Annotated in this window: 26 protein-coding genes and 1 riboswitch; of the genes, 11 read left to right on the forward strand and 15 right to left on the reverse strand. The window is 37.4% G+C overall.

The window, feature by feature from the left end; genetic code table 11:
* Nucleotides 1-3: 3 nt before the first annotated feature.
* The 5 genes from CJ191_RS05175 to CJ191_RS05195 form a co-directional block, all read right to left on the reverse strand.
* The gene (locus tag CJ191_RS05175; RefSeq protein ID WP_102199184.1) at nucleotides 4-720 is read right to left on the reverse strand and encodes a TraX family protein; all 717 of its coding nucleotides are present in this window, start codon (nucleotides 718-720) and stop codon (nucleotides 4-6) included.
* Between the two features lie 417 nt (nucleotides 721-1,137).
* Nucleotides 1,138-1,830 carry an amino acid ABC transporter permease gene (locus tag CJ191_RS05180; RefSeq protein ID WP_070467603.1) on the reverse strand — a complete coding sequence of 231 codons (693 nt, stop codon included), beginning with the start codon at nucleotides 1,828-1,830 and terminating at the stop codon, nucleotides 1,138-1,140.
* Nucleotides 1,831-1,846: 16 nt separating this feature from the next.
* Entirely contained in the window at nucleotides 1,847-2,500 is a 654-nt protein-coding gene (locus CJ191_RS05185; RefSeq protein ID WP_070467601.1) for an amino acid ABC transporter permease, read from the reverse strand.
* 12 nt (nucleotides 2,501-2,512) lie between these two features.
* Complete coding sequence (locus tag CJ191_RS05190) at nucleotides 2,513-3,328, reverse strand: transporter substrate-binding domain-containing protein (RefSeq protein ID WP_070467599.1); 816 nt, start codon at nucleotides 3,326-3,328, stop codon at nucleotides 2,513-2,515.
* Between the two features lie 35 nt (nucleotides 3,329-3,363).
* Entirely contained in the window at nucleotides 3,364-4,092 is a 729-nt protein-coding gene (locus tag CJ191_RS05195; protein WP_070467597.1) for an amino acid ABC transporter ATP-binding protein, read from the reverse strand.
* Nucleotides 4,093-4,423: 331 nt separating this feature from the next.
* Between CJ191_RS05195 and CJ191_RS05200 the strand changes: the two genes are divergently transcribed.
* Nucleotides 4,424-5,215, forward strand: a complete 792-nt coding sequence (locus tag CJ191_RS05200) for a hydrolase (RefSeq protein WP_257994128.1) — start codon at nucleotides 4,424-4,426, stop codon at nucleotides 5,213-5,215.
* Nucleotides 5,216-5,232: 17 nt separating this feature from the next.
* Entirely contained in the window at nucleotides 5,233-6,345 is a 1,113-nt protein-coding gene (locus CJ191_RS05205) for a M24 family metallopeptidase (RefSeq protein WP_102199185.1), read from the forward strand.
* 237 nt (nucleotides 6,346-6,582) lie between these two features.
* Here the strand turns inward: CJ191_RS05205 and CJ191_RS05210 are convergent, their stop codons facing one another.
* Nucleotides 6,583-6,951, reverse strand: a complete 369-nt coding sequence (locus CJ191_RS05210; RefSeq protein ID WP_070467593.1) for a hypothetical protein — start codon at nucleotides 6,949-6,951, stop codon at nucleotides 6,583-6,585.
* A 120-nt stretch (nucleotides 6,952-7,071) separates the two neighbouring features.
* Between CJ191_RS05210 and CJ191_RS05215 the strand changes: the two genes are divergently transcribed.
* From CJ191_RS05215 to CJ191_RS05230, 4 genes are all read left to right on the forward strand, one after another.
* Nucleotides 7,072-7,617 carry an FUSC family protein gene (locus CJ191_RS05215; protein WP_102199186.1) on the forward strand — a complete coding sequence of 182 codons (546 nt, stop codon included), beginning with the start codon at nucleotides 7,072-7,074 and terminating at the stop codon, nucleotides 7,615-7,617.
* 118 nt (nucleotides 7,618-7,735) lie between these two features.
* Nucleotides 7,736-8,899, forward strand: a complete 1,164-nt coding sequence (gene alr, locus CJ191_RS05220; RefSeq protein WP_102199187.1) for an alanine racemase — start codon at nucleotides 7,736-7,738, stop codon at nucleotides 8,897-8,899.
* 90 nt (nucleotides 8,900-8,989) lie between these two features.
* A riboswitch (Lysine riboswitch) is annotated at nucleotides 8,990-9,138 on the forward strand.
* A 167-nt stretch (nucleotides 9,139-9,305) separates the two neighbouring features.
* Nucleotides 9,306-10,196, forward strand: a complete 891-nt coding sequence (gene dapA / locus CJ191_RS05225) for a 4-hydroxy-tetrahydrodipicolinate synthase (protein WP_102199188.1) — start codon at nucleotides 9,306-9,308, stop codon at nucleotides 10,194-10,196.
* A gap of 126 nt (nucleotides 10,197-10,322) precedes the next feature.
* Nucleotides 10,323-11,192, forward strand: a complete 870-nt coding sequence (locus CJ191_RS05230; protein ID WP_102199189.1) for an AraC family transcriptional regulator — start codon at nucleotides 10,323-10,325, stop codon at nucleotides 11,190-11,192.
* Between the two features lie 39 nt (nucleotides 11,193-11,231).
* On the opposite strand, the gene purB is transcribed toward CJ191_RS05230, so the two are convergent.
* Together purB and CJ191_RS05240 are read right to left on the reverse strand one after the other, a co-directional pair.
* Entirely contained in the window at nucleotides 11,232-12,533 is a 1,302-nt protein-coding gene (gene purB / locus CJ191_RS05235) for an adenylosuccinate lyase (protein ID WP_070467585.1), read from the reverse strand.
* 142 nt (nucleotides 12,534-12,675) lie between these two features.
* On the reverse strand, nucleotides 12,676-13,761 hold the full coding sequence (locus CJ191_RS05240; protein WP_257994129.1) for a tetratricopeptide repeat protein: 1,086 nt from the start codon (nucleotides 13,759-13,761) through the stop codon (nucleotides 12,676-12,678).
* Nucleotides 13,762-14,157: 396 nt separating this feature from the next.
* Here CJ191_RS05240 and CJ191_RS05245 point away from each other — a divergent pair, with 396 nt between their 5' ends.
* Nucleotides 14,158-15,090 carry a helix-turn-helix domain-containing protein gene (locus CJ191_RS05245; RefSeq protein WP_246819028.1) on the forward strand — a complete coding sequence of 311 codons (933 nt, stop codon included), beginning with the start codon at nucleotides 14,158-14,160 and terminating at the stop codon, nucleotides 15,088-15,090.
* An 85-nt stretch (nucleotides 15,091-15,175) separates the two neighbouring features.
* Here the strand turns inward: CJ191_RS05245 and CJ191_RS05250 are convergent, their stop codons facing one another.
* Nucleotides 15,176-15,862: a hypothetical protein gene (locus CJ191_RS05250; protein ID WP_070469198.1), complete on the reverse strand. Its 687-nt coding sequence runs from the start codon at nucleotides 15,860-15,862 to the stop codon at nucleotides 15,176-15,178.
* A gap of 72 nt (nucleotides 15,863-15,934) precedes the next feature.
* The gene (locus CJ191_RS05255) at nucleotides 15,935-16,861 is read right to left on the reverse strand and encodes a YitT family protein (RefSeq protein WP_246819087.1); all 927 of its coding nucleotides are present in this window, start codon (nucleotides 16,859-16,861) and stop codon (nucleotides 15,935-15,937) included.
* A 220-nt stretch (nucleotides 16,862-17,081) separates the two neighbouring features.
* Here CJ191_RS05255 and CJ191_RS05260 point away from each other — a divergent pair, with 220 nt between their 5' ends.
* The gene (locus CJ191_RS05260) at nucleotides 17,082-17,828 is read left to right on the forward strand and encodes an amino acid ABC transporter ATP-binding protein (protein ID WP_070469200.1); all 747 of its coding nucleotides are present in this window, start codon (nucleotides 17,082-17,084) and stop codon (nucleotides 17,826-17,828) included.
* A gap of 49 nt (nucleotides 17,829-17,877) precedes the next feature.
* Here the strand turns inward: CJ191_RS05260 and CJ191_RS05265 are convergent, their stop codons facing one another.
* Nucleotides 17,878-18,438, reverse strand: coding sequence for a GNAT family N-acetyltransferase (locus CJ191_RS05265; protein WP_070469201.1), 561 nt, complete (start codon nucleotides 18,436-18,438; stop codon nucleotides 17,878-17,880).
* A 214-nt stretch (nucleotides 18,439-18,652) separates the two neighbouring features.
* On the opposite strand from CJ191_RS05265, the gene trhO reads away from it, so the two are divergent.
* Complete coding sequence (gene trhO / locus CJ191_RS05270; RefSeq protein WP_102199191.1) at nucleotides 18,653-19,624, forward strand: oxygen-dependent tRNA uridine(34) hydroxylase TrhO; 972 nt, start codon at nucleotides 18,653-18,655, stop codon at nucleotides 19,622-19,624.
* Nucleotides 19,625-19,729: 105 nt separating this feature from the next.
* On the opposite strand, the gene CJ191_RS05275 is transcribed toward trhO, so the two are convergent.
* The 3 genes from CJ191_RS05275 to CJ191_RS05285 are packed head-to-tail and all read right to left on the reverse strand — an operon-like array spanning nucleotide 19,730 to nucleotide 22,437.
* Nucleotides 19,730-20,533, reverse strand: coding sequence for an ABC transporter ATP-binding protein (locus tag CJ191_RS05275; RefSeq protein ID WP_102199192.1), 804 nt, complete (start codon nucleotides 20,531-20,533; stop codon nucleotides 19,730-19,732).
* A 20-nt stretch (nucleotides 20,534-20,553) separates the two neighbouring features.
* Nucleotides 20,554-21,453, reverse strand: coding sequence for an ABC transporter permease (locus CJ191_RS05280; protein WP_070469204.1), 900 nt, complete (start codon nucleotides 21,451-21,453; stop codon nucleotides 20,554-20,556).
* Between the two features lie 21 nt (nucleotides 21,454-21,474).
* Nucleotides 21,475-22,437 carry an ABC transporter substrate-binding protein gene (locus CJ191_RS05285; protein ID WP_102199193.1) on the reverse strand — a complete coding sequence of 321 codons (963 nt, stop codon included), beginning with the start codon at nucleotides 22,435-22,437 and terminating at the stop codon, nucleotides 21,475-21,477.
* Between the two features lie 509 nt (nucleotides 22,438-22,946).
* Between CJ191_RS05285 and CJ191_RS05290 the strand changes: the two genes are divergently transcribed.
* Nucleotides 22,947-24,200 (forward strand): diaminopimelate decarboxylase family protein, encoded by a 1,254-nt coding sequence (locus tag CJ191_RS05290; protein ID WP_070469206.1) that lies wholly within the window; start codon nucleotides 22,947-22,949, stop codon nucleotides 24,198-24,200.
* 84 nt (nucleotides 24,201-24,284) lie between these two features.
* Here the strand turns inward: CJ191_RS05290 and CJ191_RS05295 are convergent, their stop codons facing one another.
* A complete protein-coding gene (locus CJ191_RS05295; protein WP_102199194.1) occupies nucleotides 24,285-25,328 on the reverse strand; it encodes a M15 family metallopeptidase in 1,044 nt (347 codons plus the stop codon).
* Nucleotides 25,329-25,473: 145 nt separating this feature from the next.
* On the opposite strand from CJ191_RS05295, the gene proB reads away from it, so the two are divergent.
* Nucleotides 25,474-26,277, forward strand: a complete 804-nt coding sequence (proB, locus tag CJ191_RS05300) for a glutamate 5-kinase (RefSeq protein ID WP_070469208.1) — start codon at nucleotides 25,474-25,476, stop codon at nucleotides 26,275-26,277.
* Nucleotides 26,278-26,325: the final 48 nt, after the last annotated feature.

The following is a 26,325-nucleotide window of genomic DNA, read 5'->3' on the forward strand; positions in this document are numbered from 1 at the left end:
GGCTCATAGAATGATATATCGAGCAATTAAGCCAAAGATCAATAGGTGAATAGGATAAATCCAATATAACCATGAAGCATTGTATCGTCCTCTTAAGCCATTATAAGCGTAGGTCATTACAAAGGCTATTGGTGCCGTCACTTCCCATAAGACTAGAAAGGCACCCGCTAGAGACTGAATGAGGCGGTTGCTTCGACTTAAATAAAGGGTCCCAATTAAAAGGACGCCAAACATACCATAATCCGCTTGTATAAATTCCGCGACTACCGCCATCACGATAATTGGTAGGATAGCTAACCATCTGTTATGCTCTTTACTAGCTAACCACACAGCTAATAAGCCTAACAATAAGGTAAAGAAAACATTTTGATGCGTGTAATCAAAGTATTGTTGACTAATGGCTAGATTAAAAGGAATTTCTGAAATCAAAGCAAAAGTCCCTAAGCGCATCGCGTATTTTTGCTTATTTGAAGTATGGTGAAAGCCTTCAATCAGTAAGAAACAAAATATTGGAAAGGCCACTCTACCTATTAAGCGAAAACACGTATAAGCTGTATAAGCTAGCGAATAGTGAAAGGTTTCAAGTTGTCCACTATTTAGTAAAGGCAGCAAAATAGCTGCACCAAGATGGTCAATGATCATGGTCACCATAGCGATCCATTTCAATGATGCACCAGATAAGCCACCTGGACTACTTTTCGTGATTGATGATTGTGCCATATCCACCGCCTCCTTTTGAATCATTTTCACGATATGATTATTTTATCATAATTTTTTCATTTTTCTTTTGGTATTATCATTGAAGGTAAAAAAAAGGCCAAGACAACGTCTCGACCTTTCATTCTATGTGCATTTATATTCAATTGAATATACCTGTTTAATCGCCTGTATCGCATCCTACCTTAATCGGGTTCCTCAAACCAGAAATGACTGCGTTTCAGATTAGTTTGCAACTGACTGCGTCAGTCACTGCACTAATCTTCCAACGGTTCATTTCTACCGGTTTGTGTCGCACCTTGTTAGTCGAGCTCTACAGAGCAGTCAGGGTTCCGCTTCAGATTTAGGGTACGTGATGTCCCATCACTACCCCTACATCTTCCACCGTCTCCTGCCTTAACGCTCTGTATCGCATCCTACCTATCCTAGTGTTTTTAGTGCGCCGTCTTTTGCGATTGCTTTGCTTGAGCGTCGTTTGGATAGGTATTTTGAGAATTTCGATAATGTGTAACATACGAGCCAGTATAAAAAGGTCATAATGATAAACATTGGAATGACATAAGCTGTGTTTTGATTGTATATAATTTTCGCATTGTGGGTTAATTCTGGTAAAGAAATGATCGTAGCTAGCGAAGTATCTTTAATTAAGGCAATCAATTGTGACACAATAGAAGGTGCCATTGACCGTACAGCTTGTGGTAATAAAATATACAGAAGCGTTTGTACACGAGTTAATCCAGTAGAAATCCCTGCTTCTGTTTGTCCTTTTGGAATAGCATTTAAACCACCCCGAATAATTTCTGAAATCATAGCTGATTCAAATATCGTTAAAGCGCCCACTGCTGCCCAGAAAATATTCAAGCGTATACCTAATTGCGGTAAGGCAAAATAAGTAAAGAAGATGATCAATAATAAAGGTAAATTACGAATGATATCTACAATTAACCCTAATATTTTTGATAAGATTGGAATCCCCATAAAACGAATAATGCCAAAAATAGCGCCTAAAATTAAAGAAAATATAATAGCATAAAACGTTACTTGAAGCGTAACCCATAGACCATCAAGTAAAAATTGGATATTTATCCATTGAAATGCATCTACAAAATTCATCTATTACTGCTCCTTTCTAACGTATGTCCTGTTGTGCTAATCGTTTTTCAATAAAGGAGACCAATAGGGTTAAAGGTACTGTGATTACTAGGTAAATACAAGCGATCATTGTGTAAGTACCTAATGTATTAAAGGTCTCACTAGCAATCACATCACCGTAATACATTAGATCTAACCCGGCTACCATCGCTAAAATTGAAGAGTTTTTCACTAAATTAATGAATTGGTTCCCTAATGGTGGAATGACAATTTTAATTGCTTGTGGTAAGACGACAAAGCGCATTTGTTGTATGTAAGTCATTCCTTGTGAAATTGCCGCTTCTGTTTGGCCTTTTGGTACTGCTTCGATACCTGAACGAACGACATCAGCGATGAAGGCCGATGTATACAAGGTTAACCCGATAATCCCTGATTGGAATCCGGTAATATCAACACCATACAAAGGAATCACAACATAGAAAAACATTACAATAATCAATAATGGAATATTACGGAAAAATTCCACATAGATGTCCCCAATTTTGGCTAATACTTTGTTTTCTAAAGTTTGGAGAATACCCATCAAACCACCAAGAATCAACGAACAGATTAGGGCGATCACTGATGCAATTAAAGTATTGATGAAGCCTTCAATAATTAAATCACTATAACTAGTTAATAGTTCAAACATTTACTCAACCTCCTACTCTGCAATGGATGACTCTGTATCGTCACCAAACCATTTTGCATAAATTTCTTGATACGTACCATCGGCTACCATATCATCAATGGCTTGATTGACTTCATTTAAAAAATCTTCTTGCCCTTTGTTTATAGCAATACCATATGGTTCTGTTGTAAAGGTTGATCCCGCAAGTTTATATCCGGGGTTTTGTTCTATAATACCCAATAAAATCGCATTATCAGTTGTCATTGCATCCCCTTGACCAGATTTTAAGGCTGTAAAGGCTTCTGCATAGTTTTCTAATTCTAAGATATTTGCCTCTGGAGCTGCTTCTTTGATACGTTGGGCAGAAGTTGATCCTTTAACGGCCAAAACAGTGTCCTCACTTGTTAAACTTTCCACACCTTCAATATCAGAATCTTCAGGTACCATCAGGGCTTGTCCGGCATCAAAATAAACTTGACTGAAGTCTACTTGTTTTAAACGCTCTTCTGAAATCGTCATTGTAGCAATCAAAGCATCAACATTCCCATTCTTTAGTAATGGAATACGCGTTTTTGAAGTGACCTCAACAAATTCAGGTTCAGCATTCTCACCGCCAACTCGTTTAGTAATTTCTTTCGCTATATCGATATCAAACCCTTCAATACGATTTTCAGCGATATTATATTTACCAAATAAGTTCGTGTCCACTTTTACCCCCCAAGTGATCACAGGATATGCTTGGCTGTCAATTCGCTCAGCAATATTTTGTTGGCTAGCAGCACTGCTTGTACAGGCTGTCATGAAAAAGCTGAAGGTCAAAAGCGTCATCATTCGCCATATTTTTTTCATATTTATTCCCTCTTTCCTTAAGCGTGACTTGGTGATTAGACTAAAATCTTGCTTAAGAATTGGATCGCACGTTCATCATGTGGATCTTCAAAGAATTCTTTAGAAGGACGATCTTCTAAAATTTCACCATCAGCCATAAAGATTGTTCGATTAGATACTTCTTTGGCAAATCCCATTTCATGTGTCACCACAACCATGGTCATATTATCTTCAGTAGCAATGCGTTTCATTTGGTCTAAAACTTCTCCAACCATTTCTGGGTCAAGAGCTGAAGTAGGCTCATCAAACAACATCATTTTTGGCTGCATAGCTAAACCACGTGCAATGGCTACACGTTGTTTTTGTCCACCAGATAATTGACCTGGATATGCATCACGTTTATCCCACATGTTTACGCGTTGTAATAAACGTTCTGCCCGGTCCTGAGCATCTTTATCCGTCTTCTTCAATACTTTTAAAGGTGCCAATGTCACATTTTCTAACACAGTCATGTGAGGATATAATTCGAAGTGTTGGAAAACCATTCCACAGTCGCGACGAATTTGACGAATATCCGTATTACGGTCAGTAATGTCTTTTCCGTCTACAATTAAGCGACCTGAGTCAACTTTCTCCAAAGCATTAATCGTCCGAATCAAAGTCGATTTCCCTGAACCAGAAGGTCCAATCAAAGTCACAACTTCGCCCTCATTGATCTTCAGATTAATGTCTTTTAACGCATGGAACTTACCATAATATTTTTCAACATGTTCAAATGTAATCATCATAGCACCTCTTCTTATTTGATTTTCTTTTTATTATATATTTGCAATCATTTTTGCAAAAATGCATTTTTTGCATAAAGGTAAAATTATTCTAATCATTTTTTAAGTACTAGTCAACTTTTATTGATAGGTTTCTTAACATGTATCGATTTAAATGTTATTTTTTATTTCACAATCGATTCAAGTGAACATAGGCTTTTACAATGTTTTTTGGCCTTCTATCAAACGCTAGAACAAACTTTTAAATTGTTATTCGTTTTACATAAGTACTATAATGGGAGTAGCATTATATAAAAACCCAATTCTTTTAATCAAATTGGAGGTTATCGTATTGAATCAATCAAAAAACGGCTCTCAAAATATCTCTTCACAATTCAGAAGTGATATGGTGATGGTGCCAGAAGTGATTAACGAAGCATCCGGTATTCGTGTATTTGGTAGGACTTTAAAATCATTCGTCTTTACTACTGACGCTGCGACAATTTTATATTGTAACGCTGACGCGGTCTTAGCTGTTTATCCCTTCTCCCCGCATCCTGCTATTATTTCAGCAGTGACTTCTGTCGCTAGTCAACCCGTATTTGCGGGTGTTGGTGGCGGTACTACCCAAGGTAAGCGGAGTGTAGATATTGCGCTCTTTGCAGAGGCAACTGGTGTTCAAGGGGTCGTGGTGAACGCACCGATGACTGCTGAGAATATTTTAGATATCGAACATACTGTTGACTCCCCTATTGTCGCGACCGTTGTTTCTCCCTATAATGATATTGAAGCACGTATTTCGGCTGGTGCTGATATTCTAAACGTTTCTGGAGGAAAGGAAACAGCTGCTATCGTTGAACGTATTCGCCGTGATTTCCCAGATGTGCCGATTATTGCAACTGGTGGCCCAAATGAAGAGTCAATCCGTAAAGTAATTGAAGCTGGTGCTAACGCAGTATCTTGGACGCCACCTACAACTGGAGAAATCTTTAAAGAGAAAATGGTCAAATACCGTAAAAATCGCCGTGAAGATTTCCTTGAAACACACGATGGTATGACCTTACATGAATTTGAGGAATATATTGAAGAAAACCCAGGAGCTGAGAAACAGTATTCTGACGACGCTTCTGACGGATACTTATAACAATTAATGGAGGATTTATGAATCAAGCGCATCACAATCGTTTAAAAACGATTCAACAACAAGTTAAAAATTACCACTTAGATGCCTTAATCATTAGCGACAAGGCATCTATTGATTATTACACTGGGGTTGTTTTTGACCCTATGGAACGTTTTTGGTTACTCATCATCCAACCAGAAAAAAGTCCGCAAATTATAGCGAACAAACTATTTGTTTTCGATGAATTATCTGGCATTGACGTGACTTGGGTGGATGACAACAACACCATCACTGAAGCCTTTGCCAACCTAACAGACTTCCCTGCTACTGACGCGCCTTTACGTATTGGTGTTGATAAATTGTGGCGGGCTGACCAATTATTAGCGATTGCTAAAAGCTATACACAAGCGACATTTGAAGTGGCATCTGACTTGGTAGATAACCAAAGAGCGATTAAAACAGCAGAAGAGCAAGAAAAAATGCGGAAAGCTTCCGAAATTAATGATCGTGCTATGGCGCGCTTAATCGAAGAAGTTTTACCTCTTGGCTTAGATGAACTCGCTGCTGTAGATGAATTAGCACGAATTTACGACGAGGAAGGTGCTGATGCTGGCTTCTCTTTTGAACCAATCATTGCCTACGGACCAAACGGAGCTGATCCACATCACGAATCAGACCACACCCTACCTAAACAGGGGGATTCAATTGTGATTGATATTGGGTGTAGACATGATGATTACTGTTCTGATATGACGCGTACTGTCTATTATGGTGAACCTAGTGATGAAGCCAAAAAGGTATACGAAATTGTGTTAGAAGCCAACCTACGAGGCATTCATGCTGTTAAGGTAGGCGAAACTTTTGCCAATGTTGATGCTGCAGCTCGTGACCACATTACAGCAGAAGGCTATGGTCCTCAATTCACACATCGACTAGGCCATTTCATCGGACGTGAAGTCCATGAAAAAGGTGATGTATCACAAGCAAATACAGATACGATCAGAGATGGTAATATTTTCTCTATTGAACCAGGTATCTACCTAACAGGAAATACAGCCGTTCGCATTGAAGACTTAGTCATTGCCCATGATGGACAAACTGAAAACCTGAATCATTTCACCAAAGAAATGCTTATTATTGAACCAAAATAAGGAAGATGCGTATAATTAATCAAAAGAGGCTGGGACAAAAATGTCTCAGCCTCTCTTTGCTATATAAGAACGTTTATAATTGGGTTCCAAAAGTCAGAATTATCCGATACTTCCCAAAAGTCTCCAATAATATTTCATTATTGCTCGTCTTTTGGTCCAGTACGTCAATTCTAAACGACTTTTGTCTCACCTTCTTTGATTAAACAATCATTTTACGATTTATACGCCTTGCAGTGACTATTTAAAAATCAGTTGGAAATATTCAAATACTCTTGGCCCTAACAAAGCGACAGCTAAAATTGCTAATGCTAGAATAATCCATACTAAAATTTTTCGTGTATCATTGCCGGCCCCTGACCAAAAGTACTGTTTTTGTTTTTGTCTCTCAAAGAAGATTTCATTTGTATCTAAGTCTTGGAAGGTCTCTTTTGGTACTGGTGTTTCTGCAAACGTCTCAATATCAAATTCAGTAGTATCCTGTGTGAGTGTGGTTTCAGGTACTGAAGATTTTAAGTTATCTGAAAAAGATTTGCCATAATGCTTTTGGTTATACTTTTTCTCGCGTTCAAGCGCTTTTTTGGCTTGGCGATATGTTTGCCGTTTCACCTAATACACCACCTTTAAATTTTATTCATTTTATCAAGTATTCTTAGTATAATCTATTTACAAGAAAATTCAAATTGTAGACTAAGGGGTGGCCATATTCCCCGTTAAAGGAGCTTAATAGTGAAAGAAAAATTCCATATTGGCATGCGGACACTAAAAACGGCCTTCAGTGTATTTTCTGCTGTCCTCATTTCAGCCTTTATTCCAATCGATCCACAAATTGCTGCACTATCGGCAGTATTTTCTCAAAGAGCAGATATCAATACTTCACTATCTTTTGGACTGCACAGAACACTATCCATCGTGTGTGGTGCTTTCGCCTCTATTATTTTTATTTTTTTAAGTCATTTGTTACCAAAACATTTTTTAATTACAGCACTTTTAGCCGGTTTAGGCATTATGATCACGATTAAAACAAATTTGTTATTGAATAATCCTCAAGGTGTGATTGGAGGGAGTGCCACTTTTTTGGTAATTGTCTTTAATATTCCTGCCGAAAATCAATACATTTATGCCCTATTACGCATTTTGGATACATTCCTAGGCGCAATTATCTCTGTAAGTATTGAGTACTTATTCCCAAGACATCGTGTTATACCCTGGGTCAAAGCTTACAACCGTCATGTACCAGAATTTCTACAAATTTCAATTACTGATAATACTTAAACAACATGCTTCATGGGCGTAATAGATAATAAGTGTTATAATAGCTATTGAGTGACATGTGTGTAGTATATGCCATTCAATAGCTATTTATCTATATGATTAAAGAGAGGTTTTAACTATGACCATTGGTTATCATCGCCCTAGCAAGGCTATCGTGTCCCTAGATGCGATTATCCATAATTATTTCGCCGTAAAAAAACATGTCGGTAATAAAGCTGTCATGGCAGTTATCAAAGCGAACGCCTATGGTTTAGGCGCTGTAGAAATTGCAGACGCTTTGCAAGCTCGTGGTGTAGACGGATTTGCTGTTGCTTTAGCAGATGAAGCTATCGCGTTACGAGATGCTGGTATGATTGCACCTATCATGGTTCTCGGTCTAACTGACCCGGATGACGCTTGGTTATTAGCCAACTTAGAAATTGGCGTAACTGTATCTAATTTAGATTATCTTAAATATGCGAAGAAACATGACAAGGATTTCTCACGTCTTCATAAATTAAATGTTCATTTAAAAATAGACTCTGGTATGGGAAGAATTGGTGTTCGTACCGTTAAAGAAGCACAAAAAATCATTAATTATATTGCCAAACACCCTAAAAAATTTAAATTAGCTTCGATTTTTACCCACTATGCGACGGCGGATTCCTTTACTGACCATAGTAAGGATAAAGTTTCAGCACAATCAGACTTTTTCGATGATATCCTTAGTCAATTAGATTACTCAGCTTTAGGCTATACCCCGCTCTTCCATCAGTCAAATTCTGCCTTGAGCGTATGGCATCCGGAGAAAGCGCTGGATGCTGTTCGACTTGGCATTGGCTTATATGGATCGAAGCCTAGTATGGAAGATGTAGCATCGCCAGTTGACTTCCAACAAGCATTAACTTTAGAAACAGAAATCATCTATGTTAAAAAAATGCATGCTGGTGATACCATTTCCTACGGTGCCGAATATACAGCCAGTGAAGATGAATGGATCGCTACGCTACCAATTGGCTATGCAGATGGCTGGCAAAGAAGTTATTTAGGTTTGAACGCAATCGTTGATGGTGAGTTGTGTCCAAGCGTCGGGCGAATTTGCATGGATCAAATGATCATCCGTTTACCACATGAAATGCCTGTTGGCACAAAAGTTACTTTAATTGGTACAAATGGTGATCAAACGATTGATGTGATTGATGTTGCGCATCATGCCGGTACCATTGCTCACGAGGTATTAACGAATTTAAGTCCGCGTTTACCAAGAGAATATACTTTAACAAAAAAGAAGAAAATGAAATAATTTTTTAAAATCTAATAGTTTTTTCATTTATCACTTGCCTTTAACTCATTATCATGTTAGTTTTAAACTAATGATTATACGAATAGAAAGTATAGATATAGAGGTTGCGCAGCCAATCAGTAACGAAGTGTGAAAGGTGGTTGTGCCGAAATGCAGTTTTCTGTGTTGGGGATAATACTGAATAGGGTTATTCCTGTCAAACCTTAATGCCCATTAAGGTGCGGAGCGCTTGTCTAATACTAGGGATTAAAACTGTTAGGGTTGTAGGACTTTATCGGTATTTTTTGACACGATTTCCTAGGTAGACAAAGAGAGTGGCTCTTGTCTGCCTTTTTTATGCTTTAACTATACAATCGTTTATTCATTCAGTCTTTTACATAGTATGCACAAATATAGGAGGATGCTCATGTCAATTTTTAAAGGTTCTGCGGTAGCAATTGTTACCCCTTACGATAATTCATTAGAACAAAATATCAATTATGACGTATTTACCGATTTAATCGAATTTCAAATTGAAAATGGTACCGACGCAATTGTTGTTGCTGGAACAACTGGTGAGGCTTCTACCCAAACCGATGCAGAACAAGTTGAACTAGTGAAGTTTTGTGTTGAACAAGTAAATGGTCGTGTACCTGTAATCGCTGGTGCTGGGTCTAATGATACTGCTCACGGCATTCAATTAACCAAAGACTGTGTAGCTGCTGGTGCCGATGCCATTTTATCAGTAACACCCTATTATTTAAAGACGAGTCAAGCTGGTTTATTAGCCCACTATGGTGCTATTGCAGATGCCATTAAGACTACACCGATTATTTTATACGATGTACCTGGTCGTACTGGCATGTCAATTGCGCCTAAAACATTGGCTGAATTAAAGAATATTGATAATATTGTAGCCCTTAAAGATGCCACTGGTGATTTAGCAAATGCTGTGGATACACGCTTTCATGTAGGGCCTGATTTTGATGTCTATTCTGGAAATGATGACACTGTAATTCCTTTGATGAGTTTAGGTGGACAAGGTGTGATCTCTGTATTGGCCAACATCGCGCCTAAACAAGTCCACGAAATGACCCACTATGCTCTTAATGGTGATTATCAAAAAGCTGCTGAATTGCAGACGACATTTAAACCATTAATTGATATTTTATTCAGCGAACCAAATCCAATTCCTATCAAAAAAGCGTTATCTATGCTTGGTTTTGATACTGGTTCAGTTCGTTTACCATTAGTTCCCGCGCAAGAAGAAACCGTAGCTTGCCTTGAAGCTGAAATGACACGGTTAAATTTGATTTAGGCTTTCCATTTAAAAGCTAAACTGTGGTATATTAAATGGGTGTGTATTGTATTAATGCACACCCTTTCTTATTTTCTCAGCTTATCAGTAATAGCTAGATTGAATATATAATAGGAGTTTTGATTTATGCCAACTGGAACATTGCCATTTAGAATCAAACTAAAAAAAGTTGATCAAGAAATGGTTGACATTTATAATCGCTCTTCTTTCCATAGAAATGAACTTTTAATTTCCTTAAAACCCTTCACTATTGAGTTAGCAGACAAGAAAATTGACGTCTCTGTACGCCAAATTATTGTGCTTCCGGAACCCATTATGCGACGGTTGATCTTACCGGATAAAAATGGGGGGCACCAAGAAGAGACCACTAAACCCTCTGAGGAAAAAGTGTACGCTTACCTTTTATCTCTAGGTGAGCCTTACATAGATGCCATTGCGAATGACTTTGTAGAGACGCCCGAAGTAAAGCAAATATTTGATGAACCACATGTTTTCAGCTTTTCATTTGTCACTTGGCAACATCTACTACAAACTTTGATTCAATTGCAATTGGAATTAAAACGGCCCGAAGACGCTATTCAAAAGAAAATGGTTTTCAGCATTGTGTCGACCATTTTCCTTGAACTTTATAGACTGTCATCTGCCTCTAAACAGAATCGTTTAGAGATGTCAGAGAGAGAAATTCTAGCTTATGAAATTAAACATTTTATTGTAGATTCCTATCGAAAAGATTTAACCCTACAAGATATTGCAGATAAGTTCGATATTTCCACTTCAACTGTTAACCGGGTATTCCAACCCTATTTCCATTCAACTATTTATCAATTTATATTGGATTTAAGATTGGGCTATGCTTACTCCCTTATTGAAAGTGGTTTATCTATCACTGAATCCTGGCAAAAAGCTGGCTTTAATGATTATAGTAACTTCTATAGAGCCTTCATTAAACATTATCATATTAGACCACATGAGGTACCTAAAAAAGGAGAATCGTAAGATTCTCCTTTTTTAGATAGTTAAGAATAGGTGTATCATCTAATCTTCAATTAAACCAAGTTTTTCAAAGATGTCATCTACTTTTTGAATATGATAATGATAATCAAAGGCCTCATCTATTGCTTCAGGGTCTAAGTGCCTTATAATTTCTGCATTGGTTTCAATAAGGCCTTTAAAGCTTTTACCTTCGTCCCATGCAATAGCTGTTAGTGGTTGTACTAAGTCATAAGCTGCTTCACGTGACAAGCCTGCATCTACTAGTTTTAGTAATACCCGCTGAGAATAGATTAAGCCATGCGTTGCATCCATATTACGTTTCATATTTTCAGGAAAGACGGTTAAGTTTTCCATGATATTGGCGAAACGATTTAACATGTAATCGACTAAGATGGTTGTATCAGGTAAAATAATGCGTTCTGCACTGGAATGCGAGATGTCTCTTTCATGCCATAATGTAATGTTTTCATAAGCTGTCATGACATGACCACGAACAACACGCGCTAAACCGGCCATATTTTCTGAACCGATTGGGTTTCGTTTATGTGGCATAGCACTTGACCCTTTTTGACCTTTGGCAAAAAATTCTTCCACTTCGCGGGTTTCCGACTTTTGTAATGCGCGAACTTCTGTCGCAATATTTTCAATCATCGTCGCAATCAAGGCTAATGAAGAGATGTATTCTGCATGTAAGTCGCGTGGTAAAATTTGTGTAGAAATTTCTTGAGGGTGAATACCTAGATGCTCACACACGTAACTTTCAATAAAAGGCGGTACATTAGCATAGGTACCCACAGCACCTGATATTTTTCCTGCTTCAACACCCCGAGCTGCCGTTTCAAAACGTTGGATATTCCGTTTGCATTCTGAATACCACCGTGCAACTTTCAAACCAAATGTCGTTGGTTCAGCGTGGACGCCATGAGTACGTCCCATAGTCACTGTATATTTATGTTCAATAGCACGAGCTTTTAATACTTGTAAAAACCGGTCTAAATCTTTACGAATAAGATCGTTCGCTTGTTTCAATTGGTATCCTTGAGCTGTATCTACAACATCGGTAGAAGTTAAGCCATAATGTACCCATTTTCGTTCTTCACCCAATGATTCAGACACATTACGGGTAAAAGCGACAACATCATGGCGGGTTTCTTTTTCAATTTCTTCAACCCGTTTGGCATCAAAAGTGGCTTTTTCTCGAATCGCTTTAGCATCGTCAAGTGGCACCTCGCCTAACTCAGCCCACGCTTCAGTCGCAAGTATCTCAACTTCCAACCAAGATGCATATTTATTCTCTTGTGACCAGATTTGTCCCATTTCAGGACGAGTATATCTAGGTATCATAACATTCTCCTTTACGGCAGGCGTTCAATTTTTATACGGAACAATTATATCATAAGGAGGGTTTTAACACGGATTATTTTTAACAAAAAGACGAGATCTAAAACGCATAGGTCATAGGTCTCGTCTGATACACTTTTGTGTTTTATTGATCATGCTCATGGTCTGAACCGTGATCGTGTTCTGCCATCAATAAGTCCGGATGATCAGCCTCTAACTGGTCTAAGACTGCGGTAACTTGGGGATCAACGTTGCCTAAAATATCCTCATAAATGGCTAAATATTCATAGGCAGCTTCATATTGATCATGTTCATTAAATCGAAAAGCGGATTCTTTTAAAGCCGTTAACATATCCATGGATGGATAATTGTTCAATCCTAGTTCGTCTAGAAAGGCCTCCTGGTCCTCCCCTTCTAGCACTTCTGGCCACTCAGGCCCTAACTCTTCTAAGACTTCTAACCCTGCTTTGGCATTATTATTTTCATTCCACATTAAGGAAATGTGGTATAACATATAAGCTTTTTCGAAGTCTTCTTTTCGATAATAAAAGTCACCAATTAAAGCAAATCCATATGCCAAATCTTCAACCCTTAAAGAGTAGGTTAAGCCATTTAAAACAGTTGGATATGACATCCCATACTGCTCCATCTCTTGATATAACTCAGCTAATGCATAAATGGTATCTACAGCATATGGATTCCATAAGAGTGCCTGTTGGTAGGAATCAATAGCTTCCCGCCATTCATTCGCTTTAATTTGCACTTTAGCATACTCCACATACATCCCCGCATAATCACGCGTGGTGGGTGCTAATTCTAAACCTGTATCATTATTATAGATAAATTGGAAAAGGTCTAGTTCATCATAAATACTTAAATTTTTAACATTTTTCTTTGGTGTGAATTGGTCAAAGTCGTCCTCCATCCGGCGAATATATAAAGACATTTCAAAATTAGCCCGAACTGGATCAACTGCCATAATACCACGAATTCGCTTAACGAACTCTGCATCATCTTGCATTTTAATTTCAGCAATCATTTGATTATAATCTGTAAATTCATTTGGGAATTTATCCATCATGACTTCATTGAAAGCTTCAATAAATGCTTCATCACCGGTGAGTTTGTGGTTATCTCTTAAAATTTTTGAGATAACTTGAATACAATAGCTGTAATCATCTGTTGGCACAGCTTGAATTCTTTGTATAAGTTTTTCTTGGTCCTTATCCATAAGCTCGTCTCCTAAAGCAATAAATTTCAGCATAAAATAAATTCTTCATTACACCAAATTTTATTGTACTGTTTTTTCTATGTTATTGAAACCAAAACCCTTTAGCATCTCTTTAGCTCCATAGCTGAAAAGTTATCAGATAACGATATTGGCATTATGCTTACTTCTTGTAAAAGTACGTTATTGCATCTAACTAAAATTGGATATGGTTATCAAAGACCTTATTTACCAATAAAATTATAACATATTTTATCGTATTTTTACGCCATTATAGCGGTCTTAAAATTAAATTATAAAAAGCCTTGAAACTATTTGGATAAATTTAGTAAACTAAGATAACAGGTTAAATATTGCAAAGTACAAAATATATATATAAATAAATTAGAAGGTGAACTCTTGGAAGCAATTGCCGTTAATACATTTCAGACACACTTATCCCTCAGCTATCATGATGAGCGACGTACAATGATGCGTAAATCCTATAATAATATTGAATCACTCGAACTCGTTGATATAGATCTTGAAGAATATTCTAGGATTACTGCGGGTATGCATTATCATGATCATTTTGAAATTCTCATCTACTTAGGGAACCAATGTCAGTTTATAGTAAACGATACTGGCTACACACTCTACAATGGTGATATTATGATCATTCCACCTAACGTTCCGCATTTGATGTCTAGTGAAGAAGGCATTAATAACACCCGTTATATCTGCATGGTGCCTGAGAAGTTGATGAATCAATATGCTATGGTAAATGATCATCTTTATGAAGATATCAGTCGCTTTTATAATGAACCAGGTCATTACCGTTTAGATAAAGAAAATCTAGATAAGACCATTACGCATTTAAATAAAATACTTACTTATAGTGATGAGGAGGTAGACGAAACTGCCTTTGTAACTGCTTATCACCTATACCATGCGTTGATGAATGTCTACCATGCTAAGAAAATCCCATCATTATCTGGTAACTATAAAGATGACAAACATTTTAGTCACATTATTTACTACATAGATCAGCATTTTAGAGAAGCTGATTTACAATTAGACCGAATTACCCAGGTATTTGATATTTCGCCATATTATTTATCAAAATTATTCCGTAAAGAAATGAACCAAAATTTCCATGAATACTTGATTGAAAAACGTGCCAACTATGCTGCACAATTAATTAATAATATGAATAGCAATAAGATGTCCTTACAAGATGTATCCACTGCATCGGGATTTGGAGATTATTCAACTTTCTACCGTTCATTCAAGAAAGTTTATCATACTTCTCCTAAAAAATATGCGCAACAAAGTACACAGACCATACTTTAAATAAATTTAAGTTCATAAAACGCAGAAGCACGATATCTAGGAAAAAGATCCTAAATACCGTGCTTCTGTTTTTTTATCTCTTATTTTACTCAGGCTTATCCTCTTCATCATTTCTTCTAAAATCCAAAACATCATGGATTTCACTAAAATTTGTCCGACCGTTTTCTTCGCTATTCATACTTTCATTATCATCTTCTTCATCTGCCCTGCTGTAAGATGGTTCTTCTTCAGGCATATCCAAATTATAGCGATCATGGATATTTTGTGAAAATTCTTCATAAGAAATAACTTTTACGAATGAATCTGGGGTAAATCGCGGTCGGTATGCTTCTGGAAAATCCTCAAATTCTGACATTGAGAATAAGAAACTCTCCCTTTGTTCTGGTGTTAACGTTGTAAAATACGCTAATGGAATCATATCGTCTGTTAAACGTTTGTTTCGCAGACGCTTAATGAAGTGCACAATATTATTTAAATCATGATAATAAGCAAAATATAGGGCTGATTGACGGCTTTCGATTGGGGTTTGTGCATAGTTGATGAGTAAATTTAATAAGGCTTGTTTCTCCAGTTCATTTCTTGCCTCAAACCCTTCATAGGTTGTACGGATCATATATGGTTGGTCTAAAGCTACTTCAGCTAGTTTAGAATCATCATCATAAATTTTTAATATCCGATGCTTTGACCCGTCCTTGTATTCTTTGCTAGCTACATAGTAGTTTTCTATAAATCCTAAATTGATCAACTTTGAATATAATTCATCTGTTCTCACACTAGCCCTCCGTTCATGTTGTAATCATTTAATGATATATGCCTTATTATACATGATTATTACATAAAATGATTAATTCTTATTATTGTTAACTTCCTTTCCTTTTAGTGCTCGTTCTCTTATTTTCGCAATTCTAGACTGTTTTGGCCTTACTTCAAAGGAGAAGCCACGTCCCGTAACCTCAGATACTGGTGATACATACATAAAAGCATTGCTATCTATTTCAGTAACAAAATTTTTCAGACGTAACAATTCTTCCCTGTCAACTACTGTTGTAATCACTGCCCGCGCCCTCTTCGTATAACCACCCTTAGCACTATAGATAGTAGTCGCCCGGCCTATATCTGTTAAAATAAAATCGTTAATTTGTCCAGAAATCTCAGAGGTGATGTTCACGTTATAGCGGGCAGAGCCCCCTGTAATGACGCGATCAATCACTACATTTCCTAATAGCACACCTATTGTTGCATATAACCCACGTTCGATCCCGAATACCAGCATATTAGCTAAAAGAATCGTTAAATCAGAGATCATTACGCCAGTAGCAAAGGTCACAGGCAAGTACATATTCATGATTTTCGCAATGATATCTACTCCACCTGTCGTCGCACCAGCATTAAAAACTAATCCTACACCTGTTGAAAGTAAGACCTGCCCTAGAATTAAGTTCACTAAAGGATCATCTGCCAGTGACCCGGAAATTGGGACAAATCGTTCGAATAAGGCATAAAAACCTGAATATAAGATCACTGAGTATAGGGTTGTACCACCAAATTCCTTTCCAATCACCACGATACCAATAACGAGTAAAATGATATTAATCGCAAAAAGGATCACTGAATAAGGTAGCGGAATAAATGGCGCTAAAACTTGTGCCATACCACCTGTACCTCCACCAACCAAAGAATCAGGCACCATGAAGAAATATAATCCAATCGTCATGCTGAGTGTGCCCAATGTTATGACAAATAGTTGCTGAATGTCTACAGCATTTAACACTTTTTTCAATTTTTTACCTTCCTCTCTAGCCAAATCTAATATACAAAATATAACAAAATACCCTTTTTCAAGCAATTAGTGAATACGAATGTCATCGCTAAATGATAACCTTGTGATAAAAGTTGACAAAGTGACGATTTCAAATTAAAATACCATTAAATTTATCAATCGAAAATATACGAATAGATGAATAAGAATGAAATCCGAGAGGGATGAGAAAATGGCTGAAACAACAGCAACTGCAAAAGTTATTGTAAATAATTTAAAGAAAAATTTTGGTAAAAATGAGGTACTTAAAGGTATCGATTTAACTATCGACCAAGGTGAAGTCGTTTGCATTATCGGTCCATCAGGATCTGGTAAATCAACATTCTTACGTTGTTTAAACCGTTTAGAGGAGATCAACGGTGGAGAAGTTTTAATTGATGGCACAAATATTGCGGACAAATCTATCGACATTAATAAAGCGCGTCAAAATATTGGTATGGTATTCCAACACTTTAACTTATTTCCACATTTAAGCGTTTTGGACAATATTACGCTAGCACCAACAGAATTAGGTAAGACACAAAAGGACGCTAGTAAAGAACAAGCCTTGTCTTTATTAGCACAAGTTGGACTAGCTGACAAAGCAGAAGCTTTTCCAAATTCCTTATCTGGTGGTCAAAAACAACGTGTCGCTATTGCCCGTGCTTTAGCAATGAATCCAGATATTATGTTATTTGATGAACCAACATCAGCGCTTGACCCTGAGATGGTCGGTGATGTATTAAACGTTATGAAGGACCTTGCTAAAGAAGGTATGACCATGGTTGTTGTCACACACGAAATGGGCTTTGCGCGTGAAGTTGCTGACCGCGTAATCTTTATGGATGGTGGTTATGTCGTTGAAGAAGGTAAACCTGAAACTATCTTCAACAATCCACAAAATGACCGTACAAAATCATTCTTAGACAAAGTGCTATAATACTGGTAGCCGACAAAAAGGTATGTGATAGAAAATATCACATACCTTTTTATTTGGATTGGCTGCCATTTTGTCTAATAGCGCCATATAAGGCCTTATCTGAAATGCCTGAATTATTCGCTAAGGCTGCTTTTTGTAGTCCTTCATATTCAAAGTTTAACGCAGTAGCAAGTTCTCTATCTGCAGTATTACGGCTATCTTGATCGAATGATAGACGCTTCATTTGTACTTCTTTGAAAAGAAAATGCACAATAGTTTCTAGGGCTTCTTTGGCTAACCCTTTATTTTTATAAGCTTTCCCCATACAGAATGCCAAGTCTGCAGCTTGGGTATCTTTGTGTATTTCTGTCACAACAATTTCACCTATTGCTGCACCAGAAGCTTTCTCTTCTATACACCATCTGTAGGTTTTACTACGATCTTTACGTTTGTCCCACTTCTCCAACAAATCTTTACTATCAGAAACCGATTGGTGTTTCTCCCAGGTAACAAATGCTGTATCTGACCTATTACCTGCCCAGTTTTTGAACATATCTTTGGCATCATTTATTTTGAATTTACGTAACAATAGGTGCTTAGTTTCTATTGTTTTGGTTCCTTTATGATTCATAACTAACCTCTACTAACGATCTACAAAGAAAAAATGTAATCGACCCATATTTCATTATCTCATTATAGCATGTTTTATAGCTGTAAAAATAGACTTGTCCGCTTTTTTAAACTTATGAAACAAATATAGTACTTGTTTGTTGCTAGTTTATGTCTTATAATGTAATCCGTAAAAAACTCGCAGTCATACCTGCAATATGATGGAGGAATAAAAAATGAGTAATAATGATTTCCAGGTACTACTTTATTATAAATACGTACCGATTAAAGATGCCGAACAGTTCGCAAAAGACGAATTACAATTCTGTAAGTCAATCGGCTTAAAAGGTCGGATTTTGATTAGCGAAGAAGGTATTAATGGTACTGTTTCAGGTCCAGTTGAAGTGACAAAACGCTATATGGATCATATGCATGCGATGCCAGAATTTTCTGACCTTTGGTTCAAAATTAATGAAGCGGATGACTATGCACATAAGAAAATGTTTGTACGTTACCGCAAAGAAATTGTTTCTTTAAACTTAGAAGATGATCTAAATCCTAATGAATTAACTGGTACGCATTTAGACCCAGCTGATTTCCGTGAAGCTATGTTAGATGAAGATGTTGTGCTATTGGATACACGAAATGATTATGAGTATGATCTTGGTCACTTCAAAGGTGCCATTCGCCCCGACATCCGTAACTTCCGCGAGTTGCCTGAATGGGTTCGTGAAAATAAAGAAAAGTTCATGGACAAAAAAGTTCTTGTGTACTGCACTGGTGGTGTTCGTTGCGAAAAATTTTCAGGTTGGATGATTCGCGAAGGGATCGAAAATGTTAGCCAGTTAAATGGTGGTATTGAAAACTATGGTCAAGATGATGAAACACGTGGGGATTTATGGGAAGGTAAGATGTATGTCTTTGATGAACGTATTTCAGTCCCTATCAACCGTGTAGATCCTTCAATCGTTGGTAAAGACTACTTCGACGGTAGCCCTTGTGAACGTTACGTAAACTGTGGTAACCCAGAATGTAATAAGCAAATCTTAGCCTCTGAAGAAAACCAAGAAAAATATCTTGGTGGTTGTACACACGATTGTCGTGTTCATCCACGCAATCGCTATGTACAAGCTAAAGGTTGGTCACACGATGAAATCGAAGCACGTTTAGCAGCAATCGGTGAAAAATATGAAATCGAAGCAAAATAATTTGCTTTAAATGAGAAAACCATCAAGCACATTTTAAGATGCTTGATGGTTTTTTTGTATGAATATCTATTCATGACAGATTTTATTGGTATATAGTTGTCTAACTTAAGCAAGTATTAAAGCATCATCGTTTAATGCTCTACCTGATTGCTTTTTGAACATATCTAATAATTGTTGTACAGTCAGTTGTTTCTTCTCTTCACCACGAATATCAATCAAGATTCGTCCATTATCCATCATTAATAACCGGTTACCCATTTGAATTGCCTGTTCCATATCATGGGTAATCATCAGCGCTGTTAATTGGTCGCGTTCAATCACTTCTTCAGTTAATTTTAATACCATATCAGATGTCTTGGGGTCTAAGGCTGCTGTATGCTCATCTAGTAGTAAGACCTTTGGCTTTTTCAGTGTAGCCATCAGTAAAGTTAACGCTTGTCGTTGTCCACCAGATAATAAACCAACTTCAGCCGTTAATCTGTTTTCTAAGCCGAGATCTAATAATTTCAAAGCTTCTTTAAAAGCCTCACGTTGCTTATTGTTGACACCTCGACCAAAGCCAAATTTATGTCCGCGGCGGTCTGCAATGGCCATATTTTCTTCGATGGTTAATCGACTGGCAGTTCCCATGCGGGTGTCTTGGAATACGCGTGATACCAATCCTGCACGTTTATTCGCTGTCAAACTCGTAACATCTTTCTCTTCAATCTTAATAGATCCTTGGTCAACTAACAGTGAACCAGCAATTGAATTTAAAAAAGTTGATTTACCTGCCCCATTACCCCCAATTATGGTAATGAAATCGCCTTTTTCTACTTCTAAATCAATACCTTTTAATACGTGGTTTTCATTTGGTGTTTTGGCTTCAAAAGTTTTACGGATGTTTTCTAATGTTAATACGCTAGTCATTGGTCATTCTCCCCTCTATCCTATGCTTCTTTGCTTGTAAGTGAGTTCTTTACAACTTTCTTCCCATGTTTACGTACTGCTGGTACACCAAGTGCTATCGCTAGAATTAAAGCTGAGAATAAACGGACGTCGTTTGGATTGAAGTTTAATTCTAACACTAGTAGTAATAGCATTCGGTAAATAATTGATCCAAGTACAATGGCTAATAGACGTTTCACAAAAGTTAAATTCTTACCAATCGCTTCTCCAATGACGACTGAGGCTAGACCAATAACCATCGCACCTACCCCCATATTTACATCGGCATACCCATTATTTTGCGTAAGTAAGCCACCAGATAACCCAACCAATCCATTGGCTACCATAAAGCCAATAATCTTGGTCCAGTCAGTATTAATCCCATTCGCTTCACTCATCATGTAGTTGTCTCCTGTTGCACGAATAGCTAAACCAATTTGTGTGTCAAAGAACCATTTTAATAATGCGACGATAGCAACAACTATAATGATCCCAATGACAATCACAGCTAATGTTTTATCTTGGATGAATTGACGCATTTGGGTGACTAAAGTATTTTGACTCAATAAAGGTAAGTTTGCTTGACCTAGAATTCGTAGGTTGATGGAGTATAACCCAGTCATTGTAATAATCGAAGCAATTAATGCCGGAACTTTCAATTTTGTATGTAATAAACCTGTAATTAAGCCGGCACTAGCACCTATTACAAAAGACAATAACGTGGCAAGCCATGGTGCCATCGCAAATTCAAAAATTAATCGTGAAACTAAGGAAGCACCTAAGGCAAATGAACCTTCAACTGTCATATCCGCAACATTTAGGATCCGGTAAGTCAAGTAGACCCCCATAGCTAATAATCCCCACAATAAACCTTCTGATATACTGCCTAAAATCACACTCATATTGAAACCCTCTCTTTTCTCTTATTCTGCCACTTGGATGCTATCGGGATCGATCCCCAATGCTTCCGCCATATCTTCGTTTACAAATAATTCCAATGCTTTTGCTTGCTCAATTGGCATGGTCGAAGGATCTTCGCCCTCAATTACCCGTACAGCCATTTCTGCTGTTTGACGGCCCAATTCATAGTAGTTTAGTGAGTAAGTTGCTAACCCACCATCTTCAATTTGATCAATTGATCCAGCAACAACTGGCACTTGATATTGTTCTGAAACTGCACCAACAGTTGAAGCTGCACCAGCCATAATATTATCTGTTGGGACATAAAGTAATTCGACATCTGACATAACGGAATTCAAAGCTTGTTGCACATCATTCGTTGAAGTTACCGTACGAATAACGGGTGTTTTCCCTGCAGCTAGAATGGCCTCCTTGGCTTGTTCTGCTTGGATTTGTGAATTGACTTCACCTGTATTGTAGATAATACCTACCTTTTCGGCTTCAGGATTAATTGAAATTAAGAGTTCAACTTGCTTTTCAACTGGCATCTGGTCGCTAGTTCCAGTAACATTGCGCCCTGATGCGCTTAGCGATTCTGCTAGACCTGCTGATATCGGATCTGTTACAGCAGTAAAAAGGAGTGGCTTCTCCTCCTCCGTAACGGCTAGGGCTTGGATGGTTGGTGTTCCAATACCTAAAACCAATTCGGCATTCTTCAATAGTTGACCTGCCATTGGATATAAATTTGCTTGTTGACCTTGCGCATTCATCCGGTGGTAAGTCACATCGACACCTTCCTCATAACCCAATGCCGTCATTCCATCGATGAAGCCTTGCTCAGCATCGTTTAAGGAATTATGGTCCATAATGGACAATATACCAATATCTAAAATATTATTATCTTCAGTACGCTGACAGCCAGCTACTATAATAGCTAAACTCGCTATGAATACTAGCAAGCTTTTCTTTAAGCTTATTTTTTTCATTTTTTACTCCCCTTTATCTCATTAATCCAAAGAAAAAAGCACCTATCCAGATAAAATCTAAATAGGTGCTTATAGCGCTAGAAATAAATAGCTTGCCACAATAGATTTTATCTCTACGTGGCCACTTGTTACGCAACAAAATGTTTAGCCATCATAGATACGGTTCAGTTGTTTACTGACGTTTGTATCTATGATCTTAAAACAGATTTCATAAATACAAACTACCTAAAATAGCTAAAGTAAAAGCGATTATTCGTATGTAGGCTGTTCATTTTCATTAAAAAAATCCCTTTCGAATAGTGCTATAATTCATACAGTTGCGTCTTTCGTTAGCATTATCATAGATTTAAATAAAAAAATTGTCAAGCTAATTCACATAGATTTTTCATTTTTATATATTTTATAGCCTTTTTCATTAGGTCGCTACTATATAGGGATTCTAAACTTGCATTAAGAAGGCTTTTTCTTCATAATGAGCGTAAGATTAAATTTAAAGGAGAAAATTATTCATGCAAAACAAACGTCCATTTACTACTTTGGCAAAAGTTGAAGAAATTGCCGCTGAAATCCCAACACCTTTCCACCTATATGACGAAGCAGGCATTCGTGACCGCTGTCGTCGCTTAAAAAAAGCTTTCTCATGGAACCCTAACTTCCATGAATACTTTGCTGTTAAAGCGACCCCTAACCCACATGTATTAAAAATTATGCAAGAAGAAGGCATGGGCGTGGATTGCGCAACTTATACTGAACTTGTACTAGCAGATAAAGTTGGCTTTTCAGGTCACGATATTATGTTCTCATCTAACGTTACCCCCGCAGCTGACTTCAAAAAAGCTGCTGAGTTAGGTGCGATTATCAACTTTGATGATATTACGCATATTGATTTCTTTAAAGAACATGTTGGCGAATTCCCAGAAACAGTTTGTATCCGTTATAATCCGGGAGGTACCTTTGAAGTAGCTAACGGCATTATGGATAACCCTGGTGACGCCAAATACGGTATGACACCTCAACAAACCCGTGAAGCTTTCCAAAAATTAGCTGACTACGGCGTGAAAAATATTGGTATCCACTCTTTCTTAGTTTCAGGTTCTACTTCAAATGCATACTATCCTAAATTAGCCCGTACTTTATTTGAATTAGCTGTGGAATTAAAAGATCAAACTGATTTAAATATTGCTTTCATCAACCTTTCTGGTGGTGTTGGGGTTGCTTATAAACCTGAAGAAACACCTGCAGACATCGATATCATTGGTGAAGGTGTTCGCCAAGCATATGAAGATATCATGACACCAGCTGGCTTAGGGAATGTTGCTATCTTTACAGAATTAGGTCGGTGGATGTTAGCTGAAAATGGTGGTTTAGTCGCTAAAGTATTACATGAAAAAAACACTTATAAGGATTACTTAGGTTTAGACGCTTCTGCTTCTGACTTATTACGCCCAGCTATGTATGGTGCTTATCACCATATTTCCGTTTTAGGGAAAGAAGATGAGACTGCTGATCAAATCTATGATGTGACTGGTGGTTTATGTGAAAATAATGATAAATTTGCTATCGATCGTCAACTACCAAAAACAAATGTCGGTGATTACATCTGGATTCACGATGCTGGCGCACACGGTGCATCAATGGGATATCAATACAATGCCAAATTACGTTCGGCTGAAGTCATGTTAAAAGAAGACGGGTCATTCAAACAAATCCGTCGTCCTGAAACACCAGAAGACTACTTCGCAACTATGGACTTTAATTTCTAAAAATATACAGCAAAAGCGCCCGATTATGATGTTCGGGCGCTTTTAAATATATGCTTTTGATTTGTGAACAATTCAGTCAATTTTTTAGGCTAATCCTTCTTCTGTCAATGCTGTTTGATAGTTTACTAGGGCTAGAAATTCTTCTAATGTGAGGTTATATTTAGTGATGTATTGGGCAGCTTCTACGCCGACATAACGGTAGTGCCATGGTTCAAAACGATATCCTGTTACCTGCTCTTTTCCTTGTGGGTAACGTAAAATAAAACCATAATCTTGGGCATTCTCTACTAACCATTGAGCTGAAGGTTGGTCTGCATAACGCTCATCTAAACCGCCACCTATAGCTGTCCATTCAGTGCCTAACCAGTCGAAAGCTAGTCCAGTTGAATGCTCACTAGCTTGGGCTGGTGCAAAATAAGCATTTGTTAGGTCACGCGCTTCTGCTTCTGAATAACCTTGGGCTAAGTAATTTTGATACCCATTCTCCACATTTTGTGCTTGGTAAGCAATTGTTCGATGGGCAGAAATCGTCGCAAGGGTATATCCGTCATTAGAAGCACCAGCAACTAAAGCAGTATAAGCATCTGTGATTAGCGCATTATATGCTTTTCCTGAATTTCCATAAGCGAAATCCATTACTGGTTCAGTAAGTAATGGGTTCAATTTATTGACTAATTGATATTGTGTGGCATCTACATCTACATCTTTAGGTAAGTCTGTCAGTAATTTGGCTAAGGCTTTAGTTTCGTCCAGTTCCAAAGTAGTCGCTACATTTGATGCAATCTCTTTCACTGTATAAGTTTGGATATCATCTACATAATCAGCTGAAAACTCCGCCATTTGACTTGCTTCTTCTTCGGTAGTGGCATTTGATGCGACTGGTGTAGTAATGGTTTCTGCTAATTCAGCTTTCCGTGCTTCATCCCTTTTTTCTGCATCCTCATTAGCACTTGTCTGGTCAGTAGTTCTGTCTGTTCCTTGCTTAGTATTGACTATTTGGTTACTGGCAATTTCTCCACCTGCATTGGTCTTTCTATAGTTGATATCATAGGCTGCAATAACCAAGATAAAGGCCAATACAACAGCGATATATGCTTTATTAAATAGACTGATATTGATTTTTGACACTTAAGTCACTCCCTACTGTTCCCATTTTTTGGTATATCTGATTCTCAACCATACTCTATGTTATAATAATTGCGTATGATTTCAATTAGATTTAAAAAATTAAAAACTACTTCTAATATACCACTTTTAGATAAGGATGAAAAAAATGAATCGTGAAGGAATTTTAAATGCAAAGAGAATTGTTGTCAAAATTGGGACACATTCGCTTTTAAATAGCCAAAATCAAATCAATTATTACCGGATTGACCGCCTAGCCTTAGCACTTTCTACCTTAATCCAAGAAGGTAAAGAAGTCATTCTAGTAACCTCAGGTGCAATTGGGGTCGGTTCAGTCAAAATGGGGTTAACGACTCGACCTACCGATATGGCTTCACAGCAAGCAACAGCCGCTGTTGGTCAGGTAGCTTTAATGAACTTATATAGTCGGTCTTTTAATTACTACAATCAATATATCGGTCAAATCTTATTAACGCGAGATATTATCGATTTCCCCGACTCTTACAATAACTACAAAAATGCTATGAACGCTTTACTAGGCCAAAAAATCTTACCGATTATCAATGAAAATGATGCTGTTGCTGTAGATGAAATGGATCACCAAACCCGTTTTGGTGATAACGACACCCTATCTGCCTTAGTTGCGTCAACTATGGATGCAGATTTATTAATTTTTCTAACAGATGTTGATGGTTTCTATGATGATAATCCAAAACGAAATCCGGATGCTGTTAGATTTGATGTCCTTCATGAAGTGACAGATCACTTGATGGATATGGCAAAAGGCGACGTATCGGCCTTTTCAACGGGGGGAATGGAAACAAAATTAATCGCTGCAAATGAAGCTTTAAAAGATGGCCAAATGACGGTAATTATGTCATCTGAAGACCCAATGCAGATTCTCGACCTGGTTAAAGGCCAATCTATCGGGACACTTTTCATGCCAAAATAAACAAATCTAATAGCCTTTACTATAAAAAAGGGTTATAATGAATGCAAA

Origin of the sequence: Aerococcus viridans (genome assembly GCF_002871935.1) — a bacterium.
GTDB classification, from domain to species: domain Bacteria; phylum Bacillota; class Bacilli; order Lactobacillales; family Aerococcaceae; genus Aerococcus; species Aerococcus viridans_B.